The 18,649-nt window shown below is 59.1% G+C and carries 17 protein-coding genes and 1 tRNA gene; 10 read left to right on the top strand and 8 right to left on the bottom strand.

Annotated features, from left to right (window positions below):
• The first annotated feature begins 89 nt into the window (after positions 1-89).
• Positions 90-1,346 carry a YagK/YfjJ domain-containing protein gene (locus ACYVHK_RS02925; protein WP_460527421.1) on the top strand — a complete coding sequence of 419 codons (1,257 nt, stop codon included), beginning with the start codon at positions 90-92 and terminating at the stop codon, positions 1,344-1,346.
• Here the strand turns inward: ACYVHK_RS02925 and ACYVHK_RS02920 are convergent.
• Entirely contained in the window at positions 1,247-2,365 is a 1,119-nt protein-coding gene (locus tag ACYVHK_RS02920; RefSeq protein WP_460527419.1) for a hypothetical protein, read from the bottom strand. The two genes, ACYVHK_RS02925 and ACYVHK_RS02920, sit on opposite strands and share 100 nt — an antisense overlap.
• A gap of 125 nt (positions 2,366-2,490) precedes the next feature.
• On the opposite strand from ACYVHK_RS02920, the gene ACYVHK_RS02915 reads away from it, so the two are divergent.
• Positions 2,491-4,047, top strand: a complete 1,557-nt coding sequence (locus tag ACYVHK_RS02915) for a YfjI family protein (protein WP_460527417.1) — start codon at positions 2,491-2,493, stop codon at positions 4,045-4,047.
• Between the two features lie 73 nt (positions 4,048-4,120).
• Here ACYVHK_RS02915 and ACYVHK_RS02910 read toward each other — a convergent pair whose 3' ends face one another.
• The 4 genes from ACYVHK_RS02910 to rsmI form a co-directional block, all read right to left on the bottom strand.
• Positions 4,121-4,888, bottom strand: coding sequence for an AlpA family phage regulatory protein (locus ACYVHK_RS02910; protein WP_460527415.1), 768 nt, complete (start codon positions 4,886-4,888; stop codon positions 4,121-4,123).
• A gap of 102 nt (positions 4,889-4,990) precedes the next feature.
• On the bottom strand, positions 4,991-6,259 hold the full coding sequence (locus tag ACYVHK_RS02905; protein ID WP_460527413.1) for a tyrosine-type recombinase/integrase: 1,269 nt from the start codon (positions 6,257-6,259) through the stop codon (positions 4,991-4,993).
• Positions 6,260-6,423: 164 nt separating this feature from the next.
• Positions 6,424-6,507 (bottom strand) — tRNA-Leu (locus ACYVHK_RS02900).
• 39 nt (positions 6,508-6,546) lie between these two features.
• The gene (gene rsmI / locus ACYVHK_RS02895; protein ID WP_460527411.1) at positions 6,547-7,362 is read right to left on the bottom strand and encodes a 16S rRNA (cytidine(1402)-2'-O)-methyltransferase; all 816 of its coding nucleotides are present in this window, start codon (positions 7,360-7,362) and stop codon (positions 6,547-6,549) included.
• Between the two features lie 39 nt (positions 7,363-7,401).
• Between rsmI and ACYVHK_RS02890 the strand changes: the two genes are divergently transcribed.
• Genes ACYVHK_RS02890 through ACYVHK_RS02875 form a run of 4 tightly spaced genes read left to right on the top strand, consistent with a single transcriptional unit; the run spans position 7,402 to position 10,140 of the window.
• Positions 7,402-8,571 carry a penicillin-binding protein activator gene (locus ACYVHK_RS02890; protein WP_460527409.1) on the top strand — a complete coding sequence of 390 codons (1,170 nt, stop codon included), beginning with the start codon at positions 7,402-7,404 and terminating at the stop codon, positions 8,569-8,571.
• Positions 8,571-8,912, top strand: a complete 342-nt coding sequence (locus ACYVHK_RS02885; RefSeq protein ID WP_460527406.1) for a YraN family protein — start codon at positions 8,571-8,573, stop codon at positions 8,910-8,912. The genes ACYVHK_RS02890 and ACYVHK_RS02885 overlap by 1 nt, the downstream gene beginning before the upstream one ends.
• A gap of 59 nt (positions 8,913-8,971) precedes the next feature.
• A complete protein-coding gene (locus ACYVHK_RS02880; protein ID WP_460527404.1) occupies positions 8,972-9,562 on the top strand; it encodes a phosphoheptose isomerase family protein in 591 nt (196 codons plus the stop codon).
• Positions 9,563-9,567: 5 nt separating this feature from the next.
• Positions 9,568-10,140, top strand: coding sequence for a BON domain-containing protein (locus tag ACYVHK_RS02875; protein WP_460527402.1), 573 nt, complete (start codon positions 9,568-9,570; stop codon positions 10,138-10,140).
• A 68-nt stretch (positions 10,141-10,208) separates the two neighbouring features.
• On the opposite strand, the gene ACYVHK_RS02870 is transcribed toward ACYVHK_RS02875, so the two are convergent.
• From ACYVHK_RS02870 to ACYVHK_RS02860, 3 genes are all read right to left on the bottom strand, one after another.
• Positions 10,209-11,663, bottom strand: a complete 1,455-nt coding sequence (locus tag ACYVHK_RS02870; protein ID WP_460527400.1) for a PQQ-dependent sugar dehydrogenase — start codon at positions 11,661-11,663, stop codon at positions 10,209-10,211.
• Between the two features lie 43 nt (positions 11,664-11,706).
• Positions 11,707-12,696 (bottom strand): sensor domain-containing diguanylate cyclase, encoded by a 990-nt coding sequence (locus ACYVHK_RS02865; protein WP_460527398.1) that lies wholly within the window; start codon positions 12,694-12,696, stop codon positions 11,707-11,709.
• Between the two features lie 74 nt (positions 12,697-12,770).
• Positions 12,771-13,421, bottom strand: a complete 651-nt coding sequence (locus ACYVHK_RS02860; protein WP_460527396.1) for a DsbA family oxidoreductase — start codon at positions 13,419-13,421, stop codon at positions 12,771-12,773.
• A gap of 231 nt (positions 13,422-13,652) precedes the next feature.
• Here ACYVHK_RS02860 and ACYVHK_RS02855 point away from each other — a divergent pair, with 231 nt between their 5' ends.
• The 4 genes from ACYVHK_RS02855 to ACYVHK_RS02840 all read left to right on the top strand — a co-directional run bounded on the left by ACYVHK_RS02855 (position 13,653) and on the right by ACYVHK_RS02840 (position 18,510).
• On the top strand, positions 13,653-14,885 hold the full coding sequence (locus ACYVHK_RS02855; RefSeq protein WP_460527394.1) for a sensor histidine kinase: 1,233 nt from the start codon (positions 13,653-13,655) through the stop codon (positions 14,883-14,885).
• A gap of 247 nt (positions 14,886-15,132) precedes the next feature.
• Complete coding sequence (locus tag ACYVHK_RS02850; RefSeq protein WP_460527392.1) at positions 15,133-15,549, top strand: organic hydroperoxide resistance protein; 417 nt, start codon at positions 15,133-15,135, stop codon at positions 15,547-15,549.
• 46 nt (positions 15,550-15,595) lie between these two features.
• Positions 15,596-16,615: an alpha/beta hydrolase gene (locus tag ACYVHK_RS02845; protein ID WP_460527390.1), complete on the top strand. Its 1,020-nt coding sequence runs from the start codon at positions 15,596-15,598 to the stop codon at positions 16,613-16,615.
• Positions 16,616-16,839: 224 nt separating this feature from the next.
• A complete protein-coding gene (locus ACYVHK_RS02840) occupies positions 16,840-18,510 on the top strand; it encodes an acid phosphatase (RefSeq protein ID WP_460527388.1) in 1,671 nt (556 codons plus the stop codon).
• Positions 18,511-18,649: the final 139 nt, after the last annotated feature.

Raw genomic sequence — 18,649 nt, 5'->3', positions numbered from 1 at the left:
GGAACGGTTGATTATCACCATGACATCCAACAAGCCATAAACTGACACACGATTATTACGCGCAGTAATAGTGCAGAGAGGTCTTTGAGATGGAGACATCCCATTATGCTGATGTTAACGACCAGATGCTCATCAGCACCTGCATCAGATATATGCCCAACCCGAAAGGCGATAGTGCCCCATTGATTCTGGAGGGAGGAAATGCTTCCAGAGCAATCAAGCACGGGACATTTTTGGCAGAAGGCATCATCAAATCAAAAGAGCCGATATTCGGCATTCGCGTAAATGAAAGGACAGGCAAAGCAACCATCGAACACTCTGAGTTAGCTAAGAATCTCATATCCTTCATGGCCAAGGATATACATAATCTTCCGATTCAATTCGGCCAAGTGCTATTGCACCCCTATACAAAGCTCTCACTTTGGCTCGCATTCCGCTGCGAGGGTGAATTACGATATTGGTGGAACAGAACTGGCGATGTGGAGGTGGTCAACGAGGCCATTCAGCGCCTGAATCGCCGTGTCAACGTTATACGCCGTGCCTCACAACGACAGACTTTTCGTAACTTGGTTAACAGCCACACGCGGCGAGCAAAGGAGAACTTCGCCTCTTGCGCTGACTTGATGGCCAAAACCTTCGAAGCATATTCCAAGTGTCTCATATTGCGTGTAGACCTTCTCACGCGCATGTATTACTCAACTCCGGAAGGGGAGAAATGGATCAGGAAGGCGTTAAAAAAATTTATTCGGAATCTTTCCGAAAATCGAATTGTAGCGGACGTGCTTTCGTACATACTCAAACGCGAGCACGGCATTGAGGGCGGGCGCCATTATCATTTATTGGTTGCAATTAATGGGCATGAACATTCTGCCGATATCAATCTCGCCAAAATCATTGGCGAGTATTGGGAGCGCTGTATTACACCGGAATTTGGCAGTTATTTTAACTGCCAAGCACATCCAGACAGATATAAACGCATCGGAATTGGCCTGATTGATGTAAAAGATACCAATCGACTACATGAATTGAAAAATGTGATCGCCTACTTAACCAAAACTGACTACTTCATTTGCCATAATGCTCAAGCGGGTACACATAACCTCTGGAAAAGCCATGCACCTAAAAGAAAGAGCACAGCAGGCGCAAAGCGGGAATCGCTGGAAGCAACACGCGAAATGAGATTTATCCTGACTGGACGAAAAGTTAATACAAAAAACTACACAGCGTTAGTCCATGCCAGACGAGGTCAATCGTCAGCGTTGGCCTCTCTGAGAAATACCCCAATAAGTGCCGCCTGCTCTCCTTTTGTGGAAAATTTATCGTCTGTCAATTTAATGACACCATGATTCCCAAGCCAGTCTTCGATAGACTGGCTAACTTTTTCAGTATCGTTTTTGATTATTCGCTTCGCATGATACAGCCGGGCACATTCGTTATAAACGATCAATGCATCAGAGAAATGTTGCGGATATTTTCCTCTCTCCTCATCCGACAATTGGATTACTCGCCCGCCATGGTATTCCTGAGTAACACCTTTACTTCTACTACGGTCCAAATTGATCGATCTGCAAAGATGTTCCAACCAATCACGTCTGACCTTGATGGCGAGCTTTTCCCGGACCGCCCTCGTGGCACGCGCTAAATCAAATTTGTCATTTGGGCTAACTGCTTTGAATGGCGTTTTTTCCACAGACTCATTGCCAAAGTAGACATCGGCCAGCTGGTTTAACACCGTAACCAAGGCAGATGGGGACGTTGGGCTGCTAGCCTTGACATTGACTGGTGCCGTGTTCGTGATGGTCTCCGACCGGCCAGTGAGATGCCTCGCGTCAATCAGTAAATCGGTCCAGCGGATTTTGAGCGGCACATAGGCTGATTCTTGCCCCCAATGGTTTGGATTCCATGCGCGGTCGGCAATTTGCAGATGGGAGTAAGGTGAGTTGGATAAAACCAGAGACCGAAGATCAGTAACTTGGTCATCGCTTGGCAAGGCCAACCACCCGTTAAAGAACATCACCTCCAGACTACTTTGGTCCACTACGCCCCGAACCGATGCGGGATACAGTCGCAATACATGGGCGTTTTCTTGTCGCACCGGGAAATCAAACTGCCGCACCTTAGGTGGTCCCCAGTACCGAAGCTTAGGTGGCATCGGATCTGGTACAAAAGACAGTAGCTGCATACTGGCATCAACAGGAGCATCAGAATCGGAAATCGGTACTAGGCGATAAGGGCAGCGAACGAAGAGATCAATACGGCCTGCCTCCGCCTCGCTAAGCAGTTCATCAAGCCTTAGCTGATCTGATCCCGCGAAAACAGTACCAAGCTCTACAAGCGTGAACGATGTTGGTTGAGTCGAAGACATGCTTAAAACTACTAGTAACCCGACACTAGTTACCATAGCGCTTCAGATTACGGTGGGCCAGCGCCGCTGTCTTTGTCCGCCATCACGCCGCAGAAGCATCGAATCAGCACGAGCGAGCCATCTACATGACGCCAAACAGTCAATACCTCTACCTGCTTCAATTCCTTCCGCCACTTCTGCGAGGAGCGGTGCAAGAGGTTGTCGATAACGTTAAGGCGCCAATACCGATGGTGATCACTTCAGCCTTGGGGATGGCATCGATGGCTCTGCAGAATTACGCCGATGTGATGAGGCCAGGCGTATTGCATTCGCCGATTTCGCTTTTCTTGCTTCAAATTGCGGTGTCCGGAGAGCGAAAATCGACGGTTGATTCGCGATTTGCCACCGCCGTGACAACGTTTGAAGCCTCCCGAGCACACCTCCAACAGGAACGAATAGCTCTGTATCAGGCTGATCTGGTCGAATGGGAAATTCGGACACGACTGATCAAAGCCGAGTTACAAAAAGCGATTGAACAGGGCCATACAACCGAGACCATCAAGCGGCAACTGGCCACGCTCTTTGTCAATCAACCGTTGGAGCCTAAGCCGGCTAAGATTTTGTTCGCCAATACGACCCCTCAAGGATTGGTGGCGGGCTTATCGAATGACTGGCCGTCAGCGGGCCTATTATCCAGTGAGGGTGGGAAGGCTGTTCAATCTGGCGCGCTAAGTGACCTGAGCCTGCTAAACGAGTTGTGGGATGGCAAAGCATTGCGACAAAGTCGGCAAACGACAGGCCATGTGCTCATTGAGCATCCACGCTTAACCACTTCGCTCATGCTCCAACCAGCCGTATTGCAACGGTACTTGAAAACTGCCGGACATCAAGCAAGAGGCAGTGGATTTCTGGCGAGGTTTTTGGTCACGCACCCGGAAAGCATGATCGGATTCCGGCAGGAGGACAAAAAATCGCACTCAAGTCAGTTTGTTTGGAATAGTGATCCATCGCGTTGGCGGCCTCCACAAGGTGGCCCTCAACCATCTGAGCGCTATGGCTTGGCCGATTATGACCGCCGACTAACCGAGCTGCTGGAGCAGTCCTGGGAACGACGCCAAGCACAGCCGTGGCCCTTACCTTGCCTGACCTTCAGCGATACCGCCGCGCGAGAATGGCGTCACTTCGCGGATTGGGTTGAAGATGGCCTACGCCCAAACGCCTGGCTCTCGGCTCACAAGGACTATGGGTCAAAGGTTGCCGAGAACGTAGCGCGCCTAGCAGCAATCCTCGAGTTGATGGATTCAGCGCAATTGACGATTTCCGAGACGAACCTTTGGAGAGCGATCTCGCTAAGCGAGTTCTACGGGGAAGAGTTCATGCGGTTTAGCCAGGAGTTCTCCACTACCCTGGAGTCCGCACCACAGCGAACGAGAGCCGTTCCTCGTGGAAGCGTGGTGAATGATCAAGATCAGGTCAATGCAGATAGGTTGTTAACCTGGTTACGGGATGAATATAAAGAGACGCGGCAGACGGTGTTTTCACGGCGGGAGGTGCAGAATGGCGGGCCGGGGGTGTTTCGAAAGGCGCGGGTGACCAAGGTAATTAGTGCCCTGAAAATACTTGCTGCACGGGGTCAGGTGGATCTGAATGGTGGTTTACGGGAAACCCAATTCGAACTAATCATCACTGGCCATCAGTTCTGAAACATGGCGTACCAAATTGGTAACAAAGTTGCCGGTAGCCCTAAGTGTGTTTTCCCCAGGCTTATGCGGTGACTCAACCCTTGGACAACAGCACCCGCAACAGAAGGGGCTGGCTAACTTGCTCCCCACTTTCAATGCCATTAGCCGCCGCCCGAACCGCCTGCAGCCAGGCAGTATTCAATTCGTTATCCACGCACCAATCGATGAATTCATGGGGTGCCATCTGCTTTGGAATCTCATCCTCGTACCACTCGTACTCGCGCAGTACCCGCCTTGCATCAGCAAACCGAGAATCTCCTGGATTGAGCTCCTTGCCGTCGATGCCAGTACCTGCCGTAGATGCTGATAGATTCCATCCATCTGTCGGGCAGATACCACTAACTACCTGAGCTCCAAATTCGGCAGTCCAGGCTGGCATGAGCAGGTAGGTCATGAGCATCTGTAATTGAGCATCGCCCTGCACAATGGCACCGGCGATATCATTTTTTTGGCTATTACCAGCGCCCTGACGGGGTGCAACTGGGGATGGTGAGTGATGAGACAACTTTGGCGAATTCGCTTCTGCCTTCTTGCTATCATTAGCTGCAGAATCGGATTGTTGCGAGGCGTCCTCTACCAGAACGGTGTCCCGTTGTGCCGCTTTACTGGCGATCCAGGCGTCGATTTCTTCCTCAGACCAGGCAACCGAGTTCCCACCCAAAGATAATTGCCGGGGAAAAGTCGGGTCGTGCCTCGGCGATTTTGAGTTCAGTCGGTCATAGATAGCCGATTGCGACAATCCGGTGCGGCTGATCAACTCGGGCAAACGAATCAGTTTTCGAGATTTACCGGAATCAGTCACGAGAATCCCCAATCACCAAATCGCGGTGCATGGCCGCGCTATTCCGCTCAATTCACTTATCTCTCGACATCATAGTCGAAGCATTTGAAGGGCAACGCCCTCCTACTCCGCAGGCTGCTTGCCGGCAAACTCGTGTGGCGGCACAAACACCTTTTGATTGGCATCCAGCCAATCCGCCCACCATTGCACCATCAGCTTACGTTGAGCCATGAATTCGGCGCGGTGGGTATAGGCCGCGCGCACGTTATTCCGTTCTTTGTGACTCATCTGCCGCTCGATGGCGTCTTCGCTCCATAGCCCTGATTCCAACAGCGCGCTGCAGGCCATGGCACGAAAACCATGGCCGCAGACTTCCTTCTGGGTGTCATAGCCCATGCGGCGCAAGGCAGCGTTGACGGTGTTTTCACTCATCGGCTTACTGGGTTCGTGATCCCCCGCAAAGACGAGGTCAAAGCGCCCTGTTAACGCACTCAGCTCATCCAGCACCTCTAATGCTTGTCGTGATAGAGGCACGACGTGGGCTTCCTGCATCTTGGCGCCGCGATGGGAATACTTGACCCCATCGATCACTTCACGATGCGCAGGGATAACCCAGGTTGCTCGTGTCAGATCGATTTCACTCCACTTCATGAATCGGAATTCACTGGAACGGACAAAAGTGAGCAAGGCGAATTTGAGAGCCAGCTTGGTGATCAAGCGCCCTTGGTCGGCCTGGATCCGCTGCTGGAGCTCCGGAATTCGCTCCAACGGTAAAGCAGGACGGTGCTGGGCTTTACGTACAGCAAGGGCACCTGTCATGTCTCTGGCGGGATTGGTGTCGATCAGGTCGGTTTGTACGGCATAGCGCATGATGCCGTCGATGTGCTGGCGCAGACGGGAGGCTAGGTCGAGCGCACCGCGCTCTTCCACTTTGCGTAACGGGACTAATAGATCCCGAGTCTTAAGCTCGGGGACACGGCTGGCGCCAAGATCGGGGAAAAGGTCTGCTTCCAGCCGTTTGAGGATGCGCGTCGCGTGATCAGCGGACCACTTGCCCTTATTCTTGTCGTGCCATTCCCGCGCCACGGCTTCGAAACTGTCTTCGGTAGCCTGGATGTCCGCGGCTTTACGTTCCTTACGCTCCAGGCTTGGATCAATACCCGCTGCAATCAGCTTGCGCGCTTCGTCTCGTTTGCCGCGTGCTTCAGCCAGGCTGGTGTCGGGGTAAACCCCGAGGGACAGGAGCTTTTCCTTTCCTGCGATGCGGTATTTGAGCCGCCAGTAGCGAGAGCCATTAGGATTGAGCAGCAGGAACAATCCTTGGCCATCTGCCAATTTGGTGGGCTTCTCTCCGGGAACGGCAGTCTTGATTTGTCTATCTGACAGCGGCATTTGGGGGTATCTCCAATATCGAATCGAAGCTTACCCCCAAAGTTACCCCCAGTTACCTTTGGATTCAATAGGAACCCGTAGGGAGGCATAGGCAACAAAAAACCCGCATCGTTAGCAACGACGCGGGTTTTTTGGGACCCCAAGGGACTCCTAGGGTTTGTAATTGGTGCCCGGGGTCGGACTCGAACCGACACGCCTTGCGGCGGGGGATTTTGAGTCCCCTGCGTCTACCATTTCACCACCCGGGCGGGAGGAGGCGCGGATTATGCCCAGCCGCGCCCTATTGGTCAATCGCCTTTCAGCTGCAAGGCGCGCTCATAGAGCGCATTGCGGTTGCCGCCGGTGATCTCGGCGGCGAGCTTTACCGCCTGCTTGACGGGTAGCTCGCGCACCAGCGGGGCGAGGATGGCGTCGTGGCTGGCGGCATCGTCCTGCACCGCGGCCGGTGCGGCCTCAATCAGTACCACCAGCTCGCCGCGCTGCTGATTGCTGTCGGCCGCCACCCAGGCAGCCAACTCGGCCAGCGGGGCGCGCTTGATGGTCTCGAAGGTCTTGGTCAGCTCTCGGCAGACCACGCCGATGCGCGCCTCGCCAAACACTGCGGCCATGTCGGCCAGGCTGTCGGCGATGCGATGCGGCGCCTCGAAGAAAGCCACGGTATGCGGCAGATCCTTGAGCGTCTCGAACTCCTTGCGGCGAGCCGTGGTCTTGGGCTCGGGAAAGCCATGGAACTGGAAGCGCGGTGAGTGCATGCCGCCGCCGGCCAGCGCGGCGAGCAAGGCCGAAGCGCCAGGGATAGGTATAACCTTGTAGCCGGCGGCGTGGACCGCCTCGACCAAGCGTGCGCCGGGGTCGCTCACGGCGGGGGTGCCGGCGTCCGATACCTGGGCGATGGCCTCGCCAGCGGCCAGACGTTCGATCAGCTTGGCCGCGGCTTCGCGTTCGTTATGCTCGCGCAGGGAGATCATGCGCGTGCCTATATTGAAGTGTTTGAGCAGTTGGCCGGTGACGCGGGTGTCTTCTGCGGCGATCAGATCGGCGGCGGCCAGGATGGCCTGGGCGCGGGGGGTCAGGTCACGCAAGTTCCCGATGGGCGTGGCCACCACATATAATGCCGGACGATCAATTGGATACGGCTCGTCATGCACGGTAAAGCACCCTTTCGATGGTTGCCGCTATTCGCGGCGGCGCTACTCTACCTTGGCGTTAGTCAAGCGGCCAGTGCCGAAGAGACGTTGACGCCCGATGAGCAGAATGTTCCGCATATTGCGCTGATCCTGCCAACCAAGGCCAAAAACCTTGCTGCCGCGGCGGAAGTCGTGCGCCAAGGCGCGCTGGCGGCCGAGGAAAAACTCGGCGACGATCAGACGCCCAAGCTACGCCTCTACGCCACGGGGGACCGTGACGAGGAGGCCATGCTGGCCTACCGCGAGGCAGCGGCCCGAGGCGCGGTCGGCGTCATCGGCCCGCTGACGCGCGGCGCGATCGCCAAGCTTGCGGCCTACGGCAAGCTGGAGATCCCCGTCCTGGCGCTCAATAGCCTGGAAGAACAGAAAACTCCGCCAGCCAATCTGTACGGCCTGGGCTTGTCGATCGAGACCGAAGCGCGCCAGGCGGCGCAGGTCATGCAGCGCGATGGCCGCAAGCAACCGGTGGTGATCGAGGCCGACGGGGTACTCCCCCGCCGCATGCGCGAAGCCTTTGCGACCGAATGGAAGCGCGTGACCGGCGCCGCGCCGACGGTCATCGTCCTCGCCAACGACAAGGATGCGGTCTGGAAGATCAAGGATAGCGTAGCGGCCCTGAACGCCGATGCGGTGTTCCTGGCGACCGACCTGAAGAAGGCCCGCCTGATCCGCCCCTACCTCGGTAGCGAACGGCCCATCTACGCGACCTCCCAGGTCTGGGGTGGCAAGTTCGGCAAGACGGCCGGCGCCAATATTGACCTGATGGGCGTGAAGTTCGTGGACATGCCCTGGTTGCTGGAGCCCTACCAGGCCGATGTGGTCGCCTTCAAGCGTGCGGAACGCTCGCTGGGCCCGGATATGGAACGCCTGTATGCGCTTGGGATCGATGCTTATCGACTCAGCCTGTTGCTGCTGGTCTCGGCACCCGGCGCGGCGATCGAGATGCAGGGCGTGACCGGCGTACTCAAGCTGTCGGAAACGCGTTCCTTCAGCCGTGAGCTGATGAGTGGCGAAGTCGGTGGCCAGCCGCGTACTCCAGCCCCCAAGCCGGAACCTGCTGCCCCCGTCGCACCCGCTGCCGAGCCCGCTACCCCGCCGGCCGATACCCCGTTGCCGGGTAACTGATGTCGATCACCAAGGGCGCCGCCGCCGAGCAACGTGCGGCGAACTTCCTGACCGAACGACGGGTCAGGATAGTGGCCCGCAACTGGCGTTGCCGGCTGGGCGAGATCGACCTGATCTGCGACGACGCGGGTACGCTTGTCTTCGTGGAGGTTCGCAGTCGCTCGGCCCAGCGCTTTGGCGACGCAGCCACCAGCATTACCCCCAGCAAGCAGGCCAAGCTGATCGCCACCGCCCAGCTTTACCTCGCCACGCTCAAACGCACCCCGCCTTGCCGCTTCGATGCCGTGCTGATCGATGGCGAGGACGAGCCACGCTGGCTCAAGAACATCATTGAACAATAAAGGGCGACGCCCGGGATACCGACGTTCCCGGACCCGCCCTCAAGCCTGGAAAGTACCTTATGGATTTGATTGACCGCGTCAACCAGCACTTCCTCGATTGCATCGCCGCCATGGAAGACGCGCGTGAACTGCTGTCCGCCCCCACCGCCGTGGTGGCGGAATGCATGGTTGCCGCCCTGATGGCGGACTGCAAGATCCTGGCCTGCGGCAATGGCGGCTCCGCGGCCGATGCCCAGCACTTCGCCGCCGAAATGGTCGGCCGTTTCGAGAAGGAGCGCCCCGGCCTTGCAGCATTCTCGCTGACCACCGATACCTCGGCCATCACCGCCATCGCCAACGACTACGACTACGACCTGGTGTTCTCAAAGCAGGTAAGGGCGCTGGGCCAGCCGGGCGACGTACTGCTGGCGATCTCGACTTCCGGCAACTCGGTCAACGTGATCGAGGCCATCCACGCCGCCCATGAGCGGCAGATGACCGTGGTGGCGCTGACGGGCAAGGATGGAGGAAAGATCACCGAGCTGATGACCGGCGACGATATCCAGCTCAATGTGCCGGTGAACCGTACAGCCCGCATTCAGGAAGTCCATGCTCTACTGATCCACAGCATCTGTGACGCTATCGATTGCATCTTGCTAGACGGAGAATAAAAGCCATGCTCAAACGCTACAGCGCCCTACTGCTTGCCCTCCTGGTCACTAGCCAGTTGACCGCCTGTTTCCCGCTCGTTGTCGCTGGTGCGACGACCGGCGTGGTGGTGGCGCAGGACAGACGTGCCTCGGCCGTGGTCTGGAACGACAAGCAGATCGAAAACCGGGTGAATGACGCCATCTCCGGCAGGTTCGGTGATCTGACCCACGTCAATATCACCAGCTACAACAAGGCTGTGCTGCTGACCGGCGAAGCCCCGGACGAAGCAACCCGTGCCGAGGCAGGCCGCCTGGCCCAGGGCGTGGCCGACGTGCGGCAGGTCCACAATGAAATGATCGTGCAACTGCCGACCAGCGTCAGCTCGCGTGCCAACGATACCGGTATCACCACCAAGGTGAAGGCCCGCATGGTCGATGCCAAGCGCTTCTCGCCCATCCATGTGAAGGTGGTGACCGAGCGCAAGCAGGTCTACCTGCTCGGCCTGGTCAAGCAGCAGGAAGCCCGCGATGCGGCCGAGATCGCCAGCCAGACCTCGGGCGTGGAACGCGTCGTCACGCTGTTCGAATACCTCGACTAAGCAGTCCTTTTTACCAATGAGAAGCCCACCGGTCCGGTGGGCTTTTTCATGAATGGTACCCCTGCCCTTCAGTTGGCGCTGATACGGGTAATGGCCGTGCGGGTCAGGACATAGAGCGCACCATCGTTGCCAACGAGCATATCGACCGGGCTACCGCTGAGATTGGCAAACGCATAGGCAGCGTTGTCGTTGGCGGGATCGAGCCGGGCGACAAAACGGGTCAGGAAATCGGCAAAGAAGTAGTTGCCACGATAGCTGCCCGGGAACGGCCCGCTATTGGGATAGAAGGCACCGCCGGCGATCGCCAGGCCGGTAAAGAAGCCGCCGGGGCCGGAACCTGCCGGTACGGCATCGGCATGGTTGTAGGCAAACAGCGGCGCACTGACGCCCGCCCCCACGTTGGCCGGGCCTTCCGACGCCGGCCAGCCGTAGTTGGCACCCGCCATCCCGACGTCGATCTCCTCCCAGGTGTTCTGGCCCACGTCATTGATATGGATGCGCCCGGTTCCCGGCTGCACCGCAAAGGTATACGGGTTGCGCAGGCCATAAGCCCATACCGCGCGGGCCAGGCCGGTCTGGGCGGCATAGAAGGGGTTATCCGCCGGGATGGTGCCATCCTCGTTGAAGCGCAACAGTTTGCCGAACACGCTACTGACATTCGGTGCCTGGGCGCTGTTGGCGTTGTCGCCCACCCCGACATAGAGCTTGCCGTCGTTGCCAAAATGCAGCGCACCGCCGTTGTGGTTGGTGGCGCTGGACAGTGCAGGCAGGTTGATCGGCAGAGTGGCGCTGGCATCCTCGCCAGCCGAAACATCGCCATTGGCCTTCAGGCGGCTGATGCGGTTATGGGCACCACCACTGTCGGTGGTGTAGTAGACGTAAACCCAGCCATTGTTGGCAAAGTCGGGATGGATGGCGACGCCGATCAGGCCGCGCTCACCGCTGGCATTGACGGTGAACTGATGAAAAGGCGCACTCAGCAGCACGCCATTCTTGACGATACGCAGCGCACCGTTCTGCTGTGCCACGAACAGCCGGCCATCCGGTGCCTGCGCGATCGCCGTCGCGTTGTTCAAGCCGCTGACCCACGCCTCGTTCTTGCTGAACCCCGCCGGTACGCCAGCCGTGCCGCCAAAGCGCACCGTGGCACTCGCCCAGGCGGAGCGATTACCCGCCGCATCGCGGGAGCGCACTCGCACGATATGCTGGCCGGCCGCATAAGCGGTGGTATCGATGCCCACTTGATAGGGCGCTGTACCCAGCTCGCTGCCGATGGTCGCACCGTCGACCTGGAACTCCACACCGGCCACGCCCACGTTATCGGTCGCCTGGGCGGTGGCAGTGAGTGTGCCGGTCAGATTACCGGCCAGGTTAGTCGGCGCCGTCAGGGTGGCGGTCGGGGCCTCGGTATCCGGCGAGGGTCCCGGTCCCGGCTGGCTGGTGCCGCCATCACTGCTACCACCGCCGCAGGACGCCAGGACAAAGGCGCATAGCAAACCGATCGGCTTCTGCCTGGTATCCATCCCCATTCTCCTCATTACCGGCCGCAGTGGTAGGCGGCCAGTTTCACAGGCCGAAATGCACTACCCGGTTACGGCCTTGCTGTTTGGCGCGATACAGCGCCTGGTCAGCTTGTTCCAGCAAACCATGTGCCTGCCGCTCGGGTGGATTGGTGGCGACGCCGATGCTGACGGTCACGGGCCTGTGCTGCCAGTTGGCCTCGACAATACGCTGGCGCACACGCTCGGCCAGCTCGATGGCACCTGCTCGGTCGGTAGTAGGCAAGATGACGCCAAACTCTTCGCCACCGTAACGGGCGACAAAGTCATAGCCGCGAGCCGATTCCTTGATCACCGTCGCCACCTGCTGAAGCGCTTCGTCGCCAGCGAGATGGCCGAAGGTGTCATTGAAGGATTTGAACAGATCAACGTCGATTTGCAGGTAGGACAGCGCGGCATGGGTCCGCTCCGCGCGCAAGTATTCCTCGTGTAAACGCAGATCCAGCGCACGACGGTTGAATATGCCGGTCAAGCCATCCAGGCTACTGAGCTTATCCAGCTCGGCAACCAGTCGGCGCAATTCCAACTGCGCCATGACTTGTCGCGATAATGCCTGAAGGGCTGCCTGCTCGCGTGCATCGATCTTCCGGGGTATGCGATCGACTACGCAGATGGTACCCAAAGCCTCCCCTTCAGCGGTCACCAGCGGCGCACCGGCATAAAAGCGGATATGCGGATCTCCCAGCACCATTGGATTCGCCTGAAACCGGTGATCGTGGGTGGCATCGTTGACGACCATGACCTCGCCGGGATTCAGGATGGCATGAGAGCAAAAGGAAAACTCACGCGCCATCTCGCTGGCGTCCAGCCCCACCTTGGATTTGAGCCATTGGCGCTCGGCAGCAATAAGCGAAATGGCGGCTATCGGCACCTGGCAGATGTGGGAAGCCAGATACGTGATGTCGTCGTAGGCACGCTCCTCCAAGGTATCGAGGATGGCATAACGATTGAGCGCCTCCAGCCGAGCGGCCTCATTCTGGGGTAGCGATGCCGCCATGGTACGTTCTCCACCGATTGACCTGCCCGGACTTCAGTCTAGACAAAGACAGCCACTTATCCCGACGGCAGACTTCAAGCGGTGCCAGCGGCAATCTGGCGCAAAGCCTGTTCAAATACCTCACTCGGCTGGCCACCAGAGATCAGGTGCTTTTCGTTGATGATGATGGCCGGTACCGAGTTGATACCGTTACGCTGGTAGAACTGTTCCTGGGCGCGCACTTCCGCAGCATAGCGGTCGGTCGCCAGTACCTCGGCTGCCTCGGTGACATCCAGCCCCACTTCGCCGGCCAGACGAACCAGCAGCGCATGCTGGCTCGGGTTCTCGCCATGGGTGAAGTAAGCAGCGAACAAGGCCTGCTTCAGCGCCAGCTGGCGACCCTCCAGACCGGCCCAGTGCAAAAGGCGATGGGCGTCGAAGGTATTGTAGATACGGGCACGCTTGGCCATGTCGAAGGTAAAGCCGACTGACTCCCCGCGCGCGCGGATGCCTTCGCGATTGGCCTGGGTCTGCGCTTCAGTCAGGCCATACTTCTCGCCAAGGTGCTCGACGATGTCCTGACCTTCCGTGGCCATGTTCGGGTTCAGCTCGAACGGCTGGAAATGGATATCCAGCGTAATGTCGCCGGCCACCCGCGCGGCCGCTTGTTGCAGCGCGCTCAGGCCGATGGCGCACCAGGGGCAGGAGATGTCGGAGACGAAATCGATCTTGAGCTGCTGGGTCATGGGGGATCTTTCCAGTGCAGGCAGCCACACCATGAGGCCGCGTCATTGCCGTGCAGATGCGTCCGAATCGGTGATCTTCAAGCCGCGGGAAAACCCTTGCCCCGTTCCATTTCACCCTCCTCAGTTTGCATTAGCAAATCCCAACGCGATGGACCATGCTTAGGAACGGGTTTGCGATGGCGCCAGAAGGCCGGCACAGCGATTGTCGGTTTGCCACCCAGGGGGTAAGCAATGGTTCAGCAGCACGATATCCATGCCGATAACGCCGACGCGCTGATCGCCCGCTGGCAGTCGCTGATCGACCTGCTGGCCTTCCATGCGAAGGTACCGTGCGCCATGATCAACAAGGCGGACGACCAGACCCTCGTCTTTCATACCGTCAACAGTAACGGCCAGCACGGCTACACGGCCGGACAGAGCATTGCGCTGGAACTCAACTCCTATTGTGCCAACGTGATACGGCGACGCGAGCCCTTGTTGGTCAAAGACGCTCGCCTGCAGCCCGATATGGCGGATAACCCGACCGCTTGCCTGGGCCTGATCTTCTACTACGGCTTGCCGATACGCCGAGAGAACGGCGAGATCTTCGGCACCATCTGCATACTCGACGATCAGCCAAGATCGCCCGACAGCCATGTCTGCGGCCTGATGGACGTGTTCCGCACCACGCTGGAAAACGACCTGGCCCTGATAGAGCGCAACAAGGCCCTGCAGGCCTCCCTGCTACGCGAAAAAGCCAGCGGCCGGGAGCTGACCCATATCAACCGGGCGCTGGCGGAGGCAAACGACGAACTGGCCACCGTCAACCAGACACTCGACTCCTTTACCTCGTCGATCTCACACGACCTGCGGGCGCCCTTGCGGCGTATCGTCAAATTTGCCGACCTGTTGCAGGAGAGCGAAGCCCACCAGTTGAGCCCCGAAGGTATGAAATGGGTGGAGCGCATCGCCGGCAACGCCGTTGCCCTGGATGAACTGGTCGGCCACATGCTGGCGTTTGCGCATGGCAGCGCGCAGGGCATCGAGCGGCAACCGGTCGAGATGACCGGCCTGGCCCGCCAGATCGCGGCCGAGGTGATAGAAGACTACCCGGCCTGCAGCATTCGGGTCAGCCCCCTGCCCGGTTGCGAAGGCGACCCCGCCATGCTCAAGCAGGTCTGGCATAACCTGATCGGCAATGCGGCCAAGTATTCCGCCAAGCAGGCCCAGCCCTGCGTGGAGGTCTACGCCGAGCCACACCAGGGACGGCAGGTCTACGTCGTACGTGACAACGGCGCCGGCTTCGATCCCGCCCGGGCTGCCGAACTGTTCGAACCCTTCAAACGCCTGCACGACGAGGCCGATTTCCAGGGCAAGGGGATCGGCCTTGCCTTCGTGCAGCGCATCCTGCAACGGCACGGCGGTGGCATCAGCGCCGACTCCCTGCCCGGCCAGGGGGCGACCTTCCGCTTCTGGCTGAGCTAGCCAAACCGGCAAGTTGCTGTAAATAAACAGCATTCAGCCAAGCAATGAAGACATCGATATTCGACCCCCACACTTTTTTCCAAAAATAAGTTGCACACAATTTATTTGTGTATTAACTTTCGTCTCACGGTGCAGGCGGACACAAACCTCTCACCGAACAAACACGATTACCAAGGCAGTTGCCTTCTTTATTTAGTTAGCGCGCTAATTAATTAGCGCCATTCAACCAACGCAAAGGAGCATCACCATGAACGTACTCTACAAAGCAACCGTTACCAGCACCGGTGGCCGTGACGGCCGCGCCATTGCCAACGATGGCAAGCTCGACGTCAAGCTGACCACCCCGAAAGAGCTGGGCGGCGCCGGTGGTGATGCCACCAACCCGGAACAACTGTTCGCAGCCGGCTACTCGGCCTGTTTCCTGAGCGCCATCAAGTACGTTGCCAGCCAGGCGAAGCAAGCCATTCCGGCCGATGCCTCGATCACCGCCGATGTCGGTGTCGGCGCCATCCCCACCGGCTTCGGCCTGGAAGTGGACCTGCGTATCAGCCTGCCAGGCCTTGATCGTGCCATCGCCCAGGATCTGGTCGAGAAGGCCCACATCGTCTGTCCTTACTCGAACGCCACCCGCGGCAACATCGAAGTCCGCATCGTTCTGTTGTAAGCCAGCGCCCTGCTACCCAGCCCCGAATGCTCAAAGGATAAAGACCATGAACGCCATCGCTAAAACCTTCTCCGCCGCCGTACTGACCCTCGCGCTCGGCAACGCCTTTGCCGCCGGCAGCCCCGGCGTGGAGCATCAGACGCAGAAATTCCTGGCAGCACTTGAGGCCGGTGGCGGCCAGCCGCTGGAAACCCTGGCGCCCAAGGACGCCCGTGCGGTACTGGTAGGCGCACAGGCCAGCGTGAAGCTGGAACTGCCCAAGGCCGAGGTATCGCAAAAGACCATCACTCAGGACGGCCAGCAGGTCGACCTGACCATCGTCCGGCCGGCCGGGGTCAAGGGCAATACGCCGGTGTTCATGTTTGTCCACGGTGGTGGCTGGATCCTGGGTGACTACCCCACCCATGAACGGCTGGTGCGTGACCTGGTCGCCGGCTCCGGTGCCACGGCGGTGTTCGTGAACTACACTCCGTCGCCGGAAGCCCGCTACCCGGTGGCGATCAACCAGATCTACGCCGCCACCAAGTGGGTCGCCACCCACGGCAAGGAGATCAAGGTTGACGGCAGCAAGCTGGCTATCGCCGGCAACAGCGTGGGCGGCAATATGAGCGCCGCAGTCGCCTTGATGGCCAAGGACAAGGGCGAGCCAAAGATCAAGTTCCAGCTTCTGCTGTGGCCGGTGACCGATGCCAACTTCGAGACGGCCTCCTACCAGCAGTTTGAACAAGGCCACTTCCTGACCCGGCCGATGATGAAGTGGTTCTGGGATGCCTACACCACCGACGCTGGCCAGCGTAAGGAGATCTACGCATCGCCACTGCAAGCGAGTTCTGCACAGCTGCAAGGCCTGCCACCGGCCCTGATCCAGACTGCGGAATTCGACGTACTGCGTGACGAAGGCGAAGCCTACGGCCGCAAGCTCGACGCAGCCGGCGTGGATGTCACCGTAACCCGCTACAATGGCATGATCCACGACTATGGCCTGCTCAATGTGGTCAGTCAGGTTCCGGCAGTACGCGCCGCCATGAGCCAGGCATCGGGCGAGCTGAAGAAGCACCTGCAATAAATAACACTGTCAGCCTCCCGGCCGCACTGCGGTCGGGCAAACCGGCCTCGTTCCATTCTTCAGGATGGGCGGGGCCGGTCTGCATCTGTCCGATGCAGCCCCTTCTAGCCGTGTCTATTTGCAAGCCCGGTATCAGAACGTGAACGCCCCTTGCGCCGCCCCGTGCAGGCAGTATGCTGCGAGGGGGCTATGCCAGCCCCCTCCTTCATTGCCTTGATACCATCATGACCCACGCTCCGCTTCCGCCCGATCACCTCATCGACGACGAACCCACTGATCCCTCGCGCCGCCATCTGCTGCAGGGCATCGCGGCACTGGGTGTCGCAGCAGCGTTGCCTGGTGAAGCCGATGCGGCGAGCAAGGTTCGCCCACTGCCCTCGTCGGCCCCCCCCGATGCCAGGCTGGCGGCCAAGATCCGCAACGTGGTGGTGATCTACCTGGAGAACCGCAGCTTCAATAACCTCTACGGTGATTTCCCGGGGGTCGCGGAGCCCATGTCCAAGCTGCCTGCTACGCGCTATCAGCAGCTCGATCGGGATGGCAAGACGCCACTCAGTACCTTGCCCAAGATCTGGGGTGGCCTTGTGCAGAAAGGGCAGTACGTCAACGGTAAGCGCTACCTGATCAGCGAAGACCAGATCACCGGCCTGCCCAACGCCCCGTTCAAACTCAGGGATGCCGAGGGCGGCTTGTTACCCGAGGGCGTGGTTACCCGCGACCTGGTGCACTCGTTCTACCAGAACCAGATGCAGATCAATGGCGGCAAGAACGACCAGTTCGTCGCCTGGGGGGATTCGGGCGGCATGGTAATGGGCTACTACAGCGAGACCGCGCAGAACCTGAACATGTGGCAGATCGCCCGGCAGTACACGCTATGCGACAACTTCTTCATGGGTGCCTTTGGCGGCTCCTATCTCAATCACCAGTTCCTGATCGCCTGCCGGGTACCGGAGTATCCGAATGCCGACACGTCCCCCGCCAGAAAGAAGATCGCGGTGGTCGATGGTCCGGCCGATAGTCCGCGACTCAAGTTGTCGGCCAAATCCCCGGCGTCGGCAATGGAGGGCAGCCCGAAGTTTGAACATAGTGGTGCGATCACCCCGGACGGCTACGCTGTCAACACCATGTCGCCGCCCTATCAGCCGAGCTATGTCTCGCCCGCCGTCGGAGGCGACCCCAATCTGGCCGACCCGGATGACCCCTCCACGCTGCCACCGCAGAGCTACCAGACCATCGGCGACCTCCTGTCGGCGAAAAACGTCAGTTGGGCCTGGTATGGTGGCGCCTGGCAAGCCGCGCTGGAGGGTAAGGGCGGGCCTGATAGCCCGAACTTCCAGCACCACCATCAACCTTTCAACTACTTCAAGCAGTTCGGGCCTGGTACCAAGGCGCGCGAGCAGCATCTGCGCGACGGCGGCCTGGGCGACAGCCCCTGGTCCAATCATTTCCTGGCCGATGCCATCGCCGGCAAACTGCCCGCCGTGGCGTTCTATAAGCCCCAGGGCAACTTGAACCTGCACGCCGGCTACTCGGACATCGAGTCCGGCGACCGGCACGTAGGCAATATCCTGTCCCATCTGATGAAGAGCCCGCAGTGGGCCAATATGATGGTGATCATCACGCACGATGAAAACGGCGGCTGGTGGGACCACGTCGCGCCGCCGGCGGGAGACCGCTGGGGGCCGGGTTCGCGCATACCGGCCATCGTGGTGTCGCCCCACGCCAGGAAAGGCGTGGTCGACCACACTTTCTACGACACGACCTCGATCGCCCGCTTTATCAGCCGCCTGCATGGTCTGCCCATGCTGGAGGGGATCGCGACCCGCAACGCCGCCTTCAAGGCACATGGCACGCCACCGCCCGGGGACCTGACCAACACGCTGGATCTTGGCTAAGGGACAGCAGGGTCAAGAAAAAACGGCCGGATCATGACGATCCGGCCGTTTTCATTACGGGTCGTTCCATCTGGGGAGCCTCTGCACCAGTCCTCACCCTCGCAGTGACGAGGCTGCCTCCCCCCTTGCGGGGACAGCC

Source organism: Chitinimonas naiadis, from assembly GCF_054780835.1.
The sequence above is the reverse complement of the archived record's forward strand: the minus strand, read 5'-3'. Positions and strand labels throughout refer to the sequence as shown.